Source organism: Pedobacter sp. UYEF25 (assembly GCF_054061655.1).
In genome coordinates, this window is sequence record NZ_JBSSEL010000016.1 from 20376 (window position 1) to 33262 (window position 12887).

General features: G+C 37.5%; 10 protein-coding genes. 2 read left to right on the forward strand and 8 right to left on the reverse strand.

What is annotated here, in order from left to right; genetic code table 11:
- Positions 1–57: 57 nt before the first annotated feature.
- Together ettA and ACVWYG_RS14580 are read right to left on the reverse strand one after the other, a co-directional pair.
- On the reverse strand, positions 58–1737 hold the full coding sequence (gene ettA, locus ACVWYG_RS14575) for an energy-dependent translational throttle protein EttA (RefSeq protein WP_457270986.1): 1680 nt from the start codon (positions 1735–1737) through the stop codon (positions 58–60).
- A gap of 436 nt (positions 1738–2173) precedes the next feature.
- On the reverse strand, positions 2174–2344 hold the full coding sequence (locus ACVWYG_RS14580; RefSeq protein ID WP_457270987.1) for a hypothetical protein: 171 nt from the start codon (positions 2342–2344) through the stop codon (positions 2174–2176).
- A 718-nt stretch (positions 2345–3062) separates the two neighbouring features.
- On the opposite strand from ACVWYG_RS14580, the gene ACVWYG_RS14585 reads away from it, so the two are divergent.
- Complete coding sequence (locus ACVWYG_RS14585; protein ID WP_457270989.1) at positions 3063–5636, forward strand: ATP-dependent Clp protease ATP-binding subunit; 2574 nt, start codon at positions 3063–3065, stop codon at positions 5634–5636.
- Between the two features lie 62 nt (positions 5637–5698).
- On the opposite strand, the gene ACVWYG_RS14590 is transcribed toward ACVWYG_RS14585, so the two are convergent.
- From ACVWYG_RS14590 to ACVWYG_RS14615, 6 genes are all read right to left on the reverse strand, one after another.
- Positions 5699–7912 (reverse strand): cation:proton antiporter domain-containing protein, encoded by a 2214-nt coding sequence (locus ACVWYG_RS14590; protein WP_457270991.1) that lies wholly within the window; start codon positions 7910–7912, stop codon positions 5699–5701.
- Positions 7913–8175: 263 nt separating this feature from the next.
- Complete coding sequence (locus tag ACVWYG_RS14595; RefSeq protein WP_457270992.1) at positions 8176–9186, reverse strand: bifunctional riboflavin kinase/FAD synthetase; 1011 nt, start codon at positions 9184–9186, stop codon at positions 8176–8178.
- Between the two features lie 75 nt (positions 9187–9261).
- Positions 9262–9987, reverse strand: a complete 726-nt coding sequence (gene truB, locus ACVWYG_RS14600) for a tRNA pseudouridine(55) synthase TruB (RefSeq protein ID WP_457270993.1) — start codon at positions 9985–9987, stop codon at positions 9262–9264.
- Positions 9988–10146: 159 nt separating this feature from the next.
- Positions 10147–10941, reverse strand: coding sequence for an undecaprenyl-diphosphate phosphatase (locus tag ACVWYG_RS14605; RefSeq protein ID WP_457270995.1), 795 nt, complete (start codon positions 10939–10941; stop codon positions 10147–10149).
- Positions 10942–11076: 135 nt separating this feature from the next.
- Complete coding sequence (locus ACVWYG_RS14610; protein ID WP_457270997.1) at positions 11077–11304, reverse strand: DUF3098 domain-containing protein; 228 nt, start codon at positions 11302–11304, stop codon at positions 11077–11079.
- Positions 11304–12182 carry a cell division protein FtsX gene (locus ACVWYG_RS14615; RefSeq protein WP_457270999.1) on the reverse strand — a complete coding sequence of 293 codons (879 nt, stop codon included), beginning with the start codon at positions 12180–12182 and terminating at the stop codon, positions 11304–11306. Before ACVWYG_RS14615 ends, ACVWYG_RS14610 begins: the two co-directional genes overlap by 1 nt.
- Before the next feature lie 182 nt (positions 12183–12364).
- Between ACVWYG_RS14615 and ACVWYG_RS14620 the strand changes: the two genes are divergently transcribed.
- A complete protein-coding gene (locus tag ACVWYG_RS14620; protein ID WP_457271000.1) occupies positions 12365–12748 on the forward strand; it encodes a hypothetical protein in 384 nt (127 codons plus the stop codon).
- Positions 12749–12887: the final 139 nt, after the last annotated feature.

The following is a 12887-nucleotide window of genomic DNA, read 5'->3' on the forward strand; positions in this document are numbered from 1 at the left end:
GTAGAGTTAAAAGCAAGAGGCGCAGATATTTTCTGCGCCTTTTGTGATGTAGTAAGCTTAAGCCAACTTTCTATATTTAATGCGCTTTGGCTCGATATTGCCTAAGCGTTTTTTACGATTTTCTTCGTAATCTGAATAATTGCCTTCAAAAAAATAAACCTGCGAGTCTCCTTCGAAAGCGAGAATGTGCGTGCAAATGCGGTCCAAAAACCATCTATCGTGACTGATAACCACTGCGCAACCTCCAAAATTTTCTAACGCTTCTTCTAAAGATCGAAGTGTATTTACATCTATATCATTTGTGGGCTCATCTAACAAAAGTACATTTGCGCCTTTCTTTAAAGTGATGGCCAAGTGGACCCGATTCCGTTCTCCACCAGAAAGAACACCTACTTTTTTCTGCTGATCGCCGCCATTAAAATTAAATTTAGATACATATGCACGCCCATTTACCGCTTTATTACCAAGTTGAATGTTTTCCAACCCATCTGTAACATTTTCATAAACAGTTTTTTCAGCATCTAAATCGTTATGCATTTGATCTACATAACCCAATTCTACCGTATCTCCAACACGGAAAGTTCCGGCATCTGCCTCTTCTTGTCCTGTAATTAACCTAAATAATGTGGTTTTCCCTGCACCGTTGGGGCCGATAATTCCTACAATTCCTGCCGGAGGAAGAGAAAATGTTAAATTATCAAATAAAACTTTGTCGCCGTAGGCTTTGGTTACATTATTGGCTTCTATCACTACATTGCCTAACCGCGGGCCAGCAGGAATAAAAAGTTCTAATTTGTCTTCTCTTTCTCTACCATCTTCAGACGCTAGTTTATCGTAGTTGGCCAAACGCGCTTTAGATTTTGCGTGTCTTGCCTTTGGCGCCATACGCACCCATTCTAATTCGCGCTCTAACGTTTTTTGACGTTTGCTCTCTGTTTTTTCCTCTTGCGATAAACGTTTTGCTTTCTGCTCTAACCAACTGCTGTAATTGCCTTTCCAAGGAATGCCTTCGCCACGATCTAATTCTAAAATCCAGCCAGCAACATTGTCCAAGAAATATCTATCGTGCGTTACCGCGATAACAGTTCCTTCATAATTTTGTAGAAATTGTTCTAGCCAATCTATACTTTCTGCATCTAAGTGGTTGGTTGGCTCGTCTAATAAAAGCACATCGGGTTTTTGTAAAAGTAACCTACACATGGCAACGCGTCTACGTTCACCACCAGAAAGTACTCCAATTTTGGCATCTGGATCAGGGCAACGAAGCGCATCCATAGCGCGTTCTAGTTTAGTATTAATTTCCCAAGCATTCACCGCGTCTATTTGATCCTGTAACTCGCCTTGACGCGCCATTAGCTTGTCCATCTTATCGGCATCGCTGTAATTCTCTTCCAAACCGAACGCTTCGTTTACGTCTTCATATTGTTTTAATAGAGAGATAACATCTGCTACGCCTTCTTCCACAATTTCTTGAACTGTTTTTTCTGGATCTAAAATCGGCTCTTGCGCCAAATATCCTACCGAAAAACCTGGTGAAAAGACTACCTCACCTTGATAAGTTTTGTCTAACCCGGCTATAATTTTCAGTAAAGAAGATTTTCCCGAGCCGTTTAGGCCAATAACACCAATTTTTGCACCGTAGAAGAAAGAAAGGTATATGTTTTTTAAAACCTGTTTTTGTGGCGGATAAATTTTGTTTACACCTGCCATAGAAAAGATTATTTTTTCGTCTGCCATAATTATTTTGTGTTTTTACAAAGATGGAGTTTATAAGTTGAAAGTTAAAAGTAGAAAGTTAAAAGTTGCGGGTTATGTGTTAATAGTCCGGTTGCCTAATAATAATTTAAATGTTCGGCAGTTTTTTCTGTATTTCTTATTCCGCCCCGCTTGCCTGCACACGGTAACAGCGATATACCGGACGCAGGAGGGATTTAGCGGAAGACAGAAATAATAATGTGGATGATAGGTCGCATGGACTCCAACTTAAATTCAGTTTATAATATAATTTGGGAACTTTTACCGGCTATCGATTATATCTTTCTGCCAGAAAAAGTCAACAAGAAATATCATTTCGATAAATAGAGCTAGCGGTTATTAAGAGCCTATTTTTCGGTTTTACAAGTACATTGACTTGCTGCGAAAGCGCTATATTTTATTTGGCTTTTTCCAGTTGTTAATTAGGGAGATGTTCTACAAAGGTTTGTTTTCCGCCAGAATATTTAGTGTAGCCTTTATCTGTCCATTCATAACAATCTCCGTTTATGGTGTCAATTATTATTCCTCCAGTGTTAAAGACATACCTCCCGATATTTTTAGTTGGTTTATTTAGATTAAGCCAGAGCATTATTGTAATTGCAATACCAATTAGAACAATCAAACCTTTAAAAAAATTATTCTTTCACAAATATAGAAATTTTGCCAGAAGCGAGACACACTTTTATATGCTGTCCATTTTATGTTTTTGCCAGCATAAGATAATTCCGATCGATAGCGCTAGCAAGTGTAATTGACGGCGTCAGAGTTTTCTGAGTTTCTTATTTCGCCCCGCATATCTAAACCCGGTAGCAGCGATATCCCCGACGCAGGAGGGATTTAACGGAAAAAACGGGGCTGAATTTAATAGTAGATGTTTTGCTTTTCACAGAAATACGAGACAAGTTATGAGTTGCGGGTTAGTAACGGTAAATGTTGAACCCAGACCTGTAACTTATAACCCGGAACCCACAACTCAAGATCAACTGTCAAAATGTACCTAAACCATGAAAAACCCTAGCATTTTGTCATTATTTTTTGCTAAAATTTTTGTTGCACAAAACAGACAAAGGCATTAAAGGGCGCTAATAAACATTTTTTAACTTTAAGAAACCTATTATTGTTAACAATACGTACTTAAAATAAGCAAGTTGGTTTGGGCTAGATAAACAATTTGCCTGCGATGGGCGTTATTTCAATAACCTTTATCCATCTAGATGGCGTAATTGTTGATAAAATAAACAAAACAGTCGCACGCCTTTTTATAATTTTATTTTTATAGTTTAGAGGCGGCTGTTAAGAAAGATATTATGGAAGCAAAATTTTCACCACAGGTTAAAGATGTTATCTCTTTTAGTAGAGAGGAGGCATTGCGTTTAGGCCACGATTACATCGGTACCGAACATTTATTGTTAGGTCTTATTCGCGAAGGCGATGGGATGGCGATTAAAATATTGCGTTCTTTGGAAGTAGATACCAGCAAATTACGTAGATCTATTGAGGATGCTGTGCGCGGCACAAGTAGTGTTACGGTTAATTTGGGCAATATTCCGCTTACCAAACAAGCAGAAAAAGTATTAAAAATTACCTATTTAGAAGCAAAAATTTTTAAGAGTGATTTAATTGGTACTGAGCACTTACTGCTTTCCGTGCTGAGGGATGACGACAACATTGCTTCGCAGATTTTGTTGCAGTACGGTGTTACTTACGATATTTTTAAACAAGAAGTAGAGGTAAACAGAAACGGATTTAGGGATGATGTAAGCAACAGTGCGTCTACCGGGGATGATGATTACAGAGATGACGACGCTTTTACTGCACCAAAAAAAGTTTCTGACATAAAATCGAAAACGCCTGTATTAGACAATTTTGGTAGAGATTTAACGCGTCAGGCAGAAGAAGGTAAGTTAGATCCAATTGTTGGTCGTGAAAAGGAAATAGAGCGTGTTTCGCAAATTCTCTCTCGTAGAAAGAAAAATAATCCAATTTTAATTGGAGAACCCGGAGTAGGTAAGTCAGCCATTGCAGAAGGTTTGGCGCTGAGGATTGTGCAACGTAAAGTTTCTAGAGTGCTTTTTGGAAAACGTGTTGTCACATTAGATTTGGCTTCACTTGTTGCCGGAACTAAGTATCGAGGTCAGTTTGAGGAACGTATGAAAGCCGTGATGAACGAGCTGGAGAAATCTACTGACGTGATTTTATTTATAGATGAGATTCATACTATTGTTGGCGCAGGTGGTGCATCTGGTTCTTTAGATGCCTCTAACATGTTTAAGCCAGCTTTAGCGAGGGGCGAAATCCAATGTATTGGAGCCACTACTTTGGACGAATATCGTCAATACATAGAAAAAGATGGCGCGTTAGATCGTCGTTTTCAAAAAGTAATGATAGAACCTGCAACTCCCGCAGAAACCATAGAAATTTTAACTAGGATTAAAGACAAGTATGAGGAGCATCACGGTGTTACGTATACTGATGAAGCGATAGAGGCCTGTGTAAGCTTGACGTCTAGATATATTTCAGATCGTTTCTTACCCGATAAAGCGATTGATGCCTTAGATGAAGCAGGATCTAGAGTTCATTTAACCAACATTCATGTGCCACAAGCCATCATAGATATTGAGGCCAAGATAGAAGATATAAAAATAGAAAAAAATAAGGTGGTGCGCAGCCAGAAGTATGAGGAAGCGGCAAAATTACGTGATACTGAAAAAAACTTAATAGAGCAGTTAGATGTCGCCAAAGCAGATTGGGAGGCAGAAACTAAGACGAAGCGATACGAAGTTACAGAAGACAATGTTGCAGAAGTTGTGGCGATGATGACAGGAATTCCTGTGCAGCGTGTTGGACAAACGGATAGCGTTAAGCTGTTAAACATGTATGATAAGGTTGCGGAAAAAATTATTGGTCAGGAAGAAGCCATTAAGAAATTAACAAAAGCCATACAGCGTACGCGCGCCGGACTGAAAGACCCTAAAAAGCCAATTGGTTCATTTATTTTCTTAGGCCCTACTGGAGTTGGTAAAACCGAATTGGCCAAGGAACTTGCTAGGTTTATGTTTGATACGGATGATTCTCTCATTCAAATTGACATGAGCGAGTATATGGAAAAGTTTGCCGTCTCGCGTTTGGTGGGAGCGCCTCCAGGATATGTTGGTTATGAAGAGGGCGGACAGTTAACCGAAAAGGTTAGAAGAAAGCCTTATGCAGTTATTCTGTTAGATGAGATTGAAAAGGCACACCCTGATGTATTTAATATTTTACTACAAGTCTTGGATGAAGGTCAGTTGACAGATAGTTTGGGCAGAAAGGTTGACTTTAGGAATACCATCATTATCATGACTTCCAACATTGGTGCTCGTCAGTTAAAAGATTTCGGGCAAGGGGTAGGTTTTTCTACTTCAGCAAAACTTGATCAGGCAAGCACACACAGTCGTGGCGTAATTGAAAATGCTTTAAAACGTGCATTTGCACCTGAGTTTTTGAATCGCGTAGACGATGTAGTGGTATTTAATAGTTTAGGTAAGGACGAAATTTTTAAGATTATAGACATTGAGTTGAACAGCCTATTCGGAAGAGTTCATAATTTAGGCTACGATATTCTGCTTACCGAAAATGCGAAAGAATATATAGCTGATAAAGGTTTTGATGCCAACTTCGGTGCCAGACCGTTAAAACGAGCTATACAGAAGTATCTGGAAGACCCAATTGCTGAGGAAATTCTTAAAGGGGAATTAATTGCAGGTGATGCCATGTCTATTGATTACGATAAAGAAACAGAACTTATTTCTATCTCTCGTAAAAAAGGGGAAACGAAAAAGAAAGACAAAAAGTCGGATAGTAAAGAACAAGAGCCGAAAGAAGAAGATTCTTCAAGTAAATAAGTTATAAAATCCCGATGCAAGTCGGGATTTTTTTTTGGCTTTTTTTTAAAGATTTAGGAAATTTAAATCACTTCCTTAATTTTCTTATAATTCCCCACAATCCAAACTACATCGCCATTCTCAAAGATAAACTCAGAAGAAGGATTTAAAATCCTTTCCTCGCCGCGCTCTATTCCTACAATTAGTGCTTTTGCTCGCTCCCTAATTCCTGCGTTTTTTATGCTTTTTCCAAAGACGCTAGATTCTGCATGCACCAAAACTTTCTGCAATTTCATTTCCTTGTCTGGAAACTGAGTTTCATCTTCCTGTTCTGGTAAATCTACTTCTAAAATAGCTTTTACCTCTTCCAGCTGCGTATCTGTGCCAATAAGAAGTAATTTGTCATTTGGATAAAGCACCTCATCTCTACCAGGTGTTGGGACGGTATTTCGTCCGCGCGCTATCATGGCGATGTTAACGCCAAACTTTTCCCTAATCATTAAACTAGCAAGCGTTTTCCCGACAACCTCAGATTCTGGTGAAACCGTAATCTCCGTTAAATGCGTATCCCACGGAAGGATATCGGGACGCTGCATTTCTCGATCATTCAAGTTTAACATAAACCTTTTTTCGAGTCGATCATAAAACGATTGCAGTTTTTTCGAAAAAATTACCATTCCAACAATCATTAAAGCGATTGCAATTGTACCTCCAACCCATGTATCAAACGATCTATAAATTAAAAAGGCAACGAATGCTATTCCCAGTAAAACTCTAACTAGCTCTATGGCAACTAAAGGCCCGCGGGTATATTTCTTATTTAACCATAGATGAGAATACGCTTTTTTTTGAATTCTTCTAAAAGATAACGCCCAAAGAAAAGGTGCAATTGCAATAAACGATGCAACAACGCCAATTATTTTGGCCTGAACTGAACTGGTTATATTTTCGCTCAAAAAAGGCTCTAGATATGTAAAGGATAGTGTAATGATAAAAGTGATCAGCACGCCATGAATGATGGTATTGCTTAAATATCCGCGTAACAGAAGTCTCCAATCGCTTAATTTTGTAATTCCTTCGGTGCTAGAGCTGTAGCTATCGATAGCGTTTAGCCATTTTTGTGGCAGTTTTCTATTTAAAAAGTTATAGAAGGGCTCCGACAGTTTCATCAAATAAGGGCTGATGAAAGTGGTGATGGCCGATGCTGCGACAGCTATTGGATAAAGAAATCCGCTCGTCACTTTTAGGCTGAGCCCTAAAGAAGCGATGATGAAAGAGAATTCGCCAATTTGAGCCAAACTCATTCCAGCTTGCACCGATGTTTTTAGTGGTTGGCCAGATAAAAGTGCGCCAAAAACGGTGCTAACTACTTTTCCGAAAATAATCACAAAACTCACTATGGCGATTGGGATAGCGTATTTTACCAACATAGATGGGTCTATTAACATGCCAACTGACACGAAAAATACTGCTGCAAATAGGTCTTTTACAGATTTTGTTAAATGCTCTATCCGCTCTGCTTGTGTGGTTTCTGCAAGTATAGAACCCATTATAAATGCACCTAGCGCAGGAGAAAAACCAACTCGATCTGCCAAAATAACCATAACCAAACAGAGCGCCAATGAAACGACCAGCATCGTTTCATCGTTCATTAATTTTTTTGTAGCCTTTAAAAATGATGGGATTAAGAATATCCCTGCTAAAAACCATAAAACTAGAAAAAATCCTAGTTTCAAAATGGAGAAAAACATTTCTGTGCCGGCAGATTGTTGACTTACAGCTAGAGTAGAAAAGAGCACGAGCAGTAAAATTGCTACCAAGTCTTCTACTATTAAAACTCCGAAAACTAGGGCGGCAAATTTTTTGTGCTTAAGACCCAGCTCTTCGAATGCCTTGATGGCAATCATGGTAGAGGAAATAGATAGAATTCCACCTAAAAAAAGGCTATCCATATCTTTCCAACGAAGCATTTTTCCCACCAAATATCCGGCACCCATTAAAAATAGTACTTTCACAATTGCCGTAATAGAAGCTGACCCTCCCACTTTTACTAACTTTTTAAAGCTAAATTCTAACCCTAAGCTGAAGAGTAAAAAAATAACGCCAATTTCTCCCCAAATGTTAATGCTTTTTAAATCGGTAACGGTGGGAAAATAGTCTAAATGAGGCCCAACAAGTAGTCCTGCTAGAATGTATCCCAGAACCAAGGGTTGCTTAATTCGCTTAAAAATAAGCGTTGTTATCCCTGCTGCAGCGAGAATTAAACCAAGATCTGAAATGAGATAGGGTAGGTGCATGTTGGGTAAATATAATTAAAAATATTTGCCCTATTTATTAGAAACATAGGTTAAAGCCATAAAAATGATAAGCTAGCACTTTTCGATTTGCTAAAAATTGTAAATATCCAATAGATATGTGACCTAGAATTTAGATTTTAAAAGAAATGGTTAATATCATCTAGGTTAGTTATGTTCTACAAGTAAGGTGCTAGCCATTCGCTGACAAAAAACAAAAGTTGTAAATAGGATAGATGGCAAAAATGAGTATGAATAAATGCAACTTAAATAGAATTTCTAAGTGCAAAAAACTCCAACGTATTTTTTTTATCCACCTCTAATTGGATTCTTAGGTTATCTAAATTGGTAAACTTTTCATCATGACGGAGAAACTTTAAGAAATTCATTTTGATGCTCTGTCCATAAATTTCTTTATTGAAATTAAATATGTTCACCTCAATATTTTTAGTCATTCCGTTTATGGTGGGTCTTTGGCCAATATAAGCCATACCGGTAAAGGTTGAGGATTTAGGCTTTAGGGGATAGGGCTTTTGCGATTTAACTTCAACCCTCGAGCTTTCACCTTTCACCTTTTCCTCCATTTCTACCGTTACGGCATAAATTCCATCGCATGGAATTAATTTGTAAGTTTCTTCTACAAAAATATTAGCCGTAGGAAACCCAATGGTTCTACCAATTTTATCCCCTTTTATTACTTGCCCGAATATAGAAAAGGGATATCCGAGATAGTCGGCTGCCAAACTTACATCACCAGCCAAAATGGCTTCTCGTATTTTAGAGGAACTTACAGCTACATCATGAATGTCCTGTTCTGCAATTTCCTCTATCGTAAAATCATAATCTAAGCCAGCACGCTTCAAATCCGCTAAGTTTCCAGATCTATTTTTGCCAAAGCGATGGTCGTAGCCTATGATGATGTGCTTTGTGCCAATGTTTTTTACCAGAATATTTTTTATATAGTCTGCGGGTGTTTGGTTGGAAAAATCTCTTGTAAATGGAGTGATAACTAAATGATCAATACCAAGCTCAGCGATCATTTCTGATTTTTCATCTAAAGTAGAGATCATTTTTAACTGTTGATTTTCCGGATCAATGATCATCCGCGGATGCGGGAAAAAAGTCAAAATAACACTTTCAGCACCTTTTTCTTTAGCACAATCTACTACTTGCTTTATGATTTTTTGATGGCCGATGTGGACGCCGTCAAACGTACCAATTGTTACCACGGCATTTTTTATCGTTTTAAATTCGGATAGGTTATGATAGATTTTCACGAGTGAATAACAAGGTTAATTTAATGATTTACTGTGGCTTTACAACATCAATTGGGCGCTTTTGTTTAAAAGCCTTTATGTTTCAAGTAATTTGTTTGTCTCTTTAATTGTTTTTAATTGGGCAACAAAATCTTGCACTTCATAGGCATTGCTCAGTAAAAATTTCCCGCTCCTTGTACGTGTAAGCTTGCTTAAATAAGCGCCGTTTTGAAGTTTTTTTCCAAAGTCAGAAACAATTGAACGAATGTAAGTACCCTTGCTACAAACCACTTTAAATTCTATTTCTGGAAAATTGATGTTTGTGATCTCAAATTCGCTTACTGTGACGTAACGCGGCCTCAGTTCTACTTCCTCTCCTAAACGGGCCTTTACATACAATCGTTCACCATTTATTTTTACAGCAGAGTGGGCTGGTGGGTATTGAACGATTTCTCCAAGAAAAAAATCTCTAACAGAAAGAATGTCTTCGGTACTAATATTTGAAATGTCGAAGATTTGATCGATCGCAGTTTCTAGATCAAATGACGGAGTGGTGGCGCCAAGAATCATTGTACCTACGTATTCTTTTTCTTCGGCCTGGAAACTGTCTATTTGTTTGGTTAGTTTACCTGTGCAAAGTATGAGCAGTCCTGTTGCCAATGGATCTAAAGTGCCAGCATGGCCTACTTTTAATTTAAGCGGTTTAAGCGAGTTTCTAATTTTCCCCACCACATCAAACGAAGTCCATTTGTAGGGTTTGTTAAAAAGTAAAAGCTCGCCTTCTGCGAAATTTAAATCTTCGATAGGTTTTTTTTCGATCAAAACTTTTTTTTGGCTTATGTGGTTTTTGCGGTTAGCGATTGCAGTGAAAATCCTTTTTGCGAGGAGCGAGCAAAAAGATTGTAACGTAAAGCGCGACCCCTTTTTCTGGGGTAACGCCCCAATTATTGGTGTATTTGGCATGGTCTACGTAACACGCCATTAAATCACTTTTAAGTCGTGACCCATCAATAACATCACAATAATTACAAGTCCAACGATGATTCTGTACCAACCAAAAAGCTTGAAACCGTGTTTGGTTAGGAAGTCTATAAAAGCCTTAATAGCGATTAGCGCCACAACAAATGCAATTATATTGCCCACAATCAACAAGTTTATTTCTTGATGATTAATGGTATAACCTGCTTTATAAAAATCCCATATTTTTTTACCGGTTGCGGCGAACATTGTTGGTACAGCAAGAAAGAACGAAAATTCTGCCGCTACTTTTCTATCCAGTTTTTGGCTCATGCCGCCTACAATAGTCGCTGCCGAACGAGATGTACCGGGAATCATTGCGATACACTGAAAGAAACCAATTTTTAAAGCAGTTGCATAGTTTACATTTTCCTCTTGGTGAACGATGGGCTTATTAAACCATTTGTCTACAAACAACAAAATTATGCCACCAACAAATAACATAATGCCAACGGTAAGTGGGCTTTCCAACAAATCGTCTATTTGGTGACTGAACAGCAGTCCAAAAAACGCTGCCGGTAGGAATGCTACCAAAAGCTTTAGATAAAAGTCTAATGTTTTAAAAAATCTTTTAAAATAAAGAACCACAACTGCCAAAATTGCACCTAACTGAATGGCTATGGTAAACAGCTTTACAAAGGGATCGCTTGCTATGCCCATTACAGACGATGCAACAATCATATGGCCAGTGCTAGAAACTGGTAAAAACTCTGTTAATCCTTCTATAATGGCAAGAATTATGGTTTGAAAGTAATTCATTTTTAAACAGGAGCAGAAAAATTAGGTTTGATAAAATTTAATGCGTTTTACACCGTCGGTTATTTATGCTTAAAAAACGATCCGGTGTTAAAATCGATTTTGCGAAATTGGGTATCTCAGGTAACTGAGCAAGATCTATCTTTTCAGAATGGCGTAAATCCCAAATGCAAAACCTGCAAGCACAACCATGGGCGCTAAAAGTGTTTTCCTAAAGTCGTAAATGTCTGTAGTTCCCATCATTAATAAAAAACCAACCACTACAATTCCGATTGCAATGAGCAGTAATTGATAATTTTTTTTACCAAAAACAAGACTTGGATCGCCATTTTCCTGCTTTGCAGGTCTGTAATTTTTTTCTACCATTATCTATATAGATTGTAAGATTTTAAACGTAAATATCTGCTTACCGCAAACCAAGTGCTTAAGCCGGTAATAAAAATGCCAATTAGCATTAAAAGTAAAAATACAAAACCAAACTCTGTTGGGTTATTAAGTATAATTATTTCCGGTATTTCTTTGCGGGCGTACATCAAAGTAACCAACAAAATAATGATGGCTATAAATGCGGCGATTAAACCGTGCAGTGCCGCAAATAATAGAAAAGGACGTCTAATAAAATTTTTAGTTGCACCGACAAGTTGCATACTTTTTATTAAGAAGCGCTGTGAGTAAATGGCCAACCGAATAGTGTTATTTATAAGTGCCACTGCAATTACCAATAAAATTGCTGCAAAAGCTAAAATAAAAAGGCTAATGGTGCTTATGTTTTTATTTACCATATCTATCAAAGAACTTTGGTAAACCACCTCTTTTACAAGTGGATTTTTCTGAATTTGAGCCTTAAGCGTTTCTATGCTTTTGGTATTTGCGTAATCTGCTTTAAGGTATACGTCAAAAGTGGACGTGAGCGGATTGTATCCTAAGAAACTCACAAAATCTTCGCCCAAATCTTTCGTTAAATTTCGTGCGGCAAGTTCTTTATTAACATATTGGGTTTCTTTTACTGCTGGGTTCGCTTTTAATTCTTTTTGAAAAGCAAGCACATCTGCATCTTTTGCACCTTCATCTACAATAATATTTAAAACGATGTTTTCCTTAACATAGTTGGATAAATTTTTGGCGTGCACCAGGACTAACCCAAGTAGGCCTAACATTAGCAGCACCAATGCAATGCTAAAAATGGTAGAAATATAAACCGTCTTGGTTTTTCTGGAGGCATCACTAACTTCAAATTCTTCCATGTGTTTATCTTTATTCTGCGAAAATATAAATTATAGACGGATAAGTCGAAACAAAACACTAGAGTTTGCAATTTTAACGTCGATTAGGCAGGTTTAGTTTAAAAACAATAGTTTTATGTCAAAGCGGTACGAAATTTGAGAAGCCGACGTTATTAAATTAAACAAACAAAAAATACCCATTAATGAAAAAGCAAAATATCCTTATTGTTATCTTATTAACAGTCGCCACAAGTTTCGTTGCTTGTAAAAAAGATTCCACCTCATTAAAATCACAGTTGATTGGCAAGTGGAATGTGACTAAAATTGTTGGTCCAGATTTGATATCAATACAAATAACTAACAATGATTATTTCAGTTTTAGTTCTAACAATGACGATCAACTTGAACGCAGTTTAAACGGTGAGACTAGAGTTGGAAGTTATATTGTGGTTGATAACACGTTCAATATGAGCTTTGCCGATGCTAATTATTATTGCACGAATGTGGTTATTAATGCAAATACCTTGCAATTTGATGGTAAAAACGATAAAACGAACGAGACTAGGACTTATTATTTAGCGCGTTAGAATTAAATAGAACATTAAAAATGCACTTTGGGCCTATCTAAAGTGCATTTTTTATTTTGGAACATCAGGTTAGCTGATTGTAAATGTTGTCGTTTTTTCGGCGCTTTCAACATGTCATGTGTTTAGCTAAACTTTAACT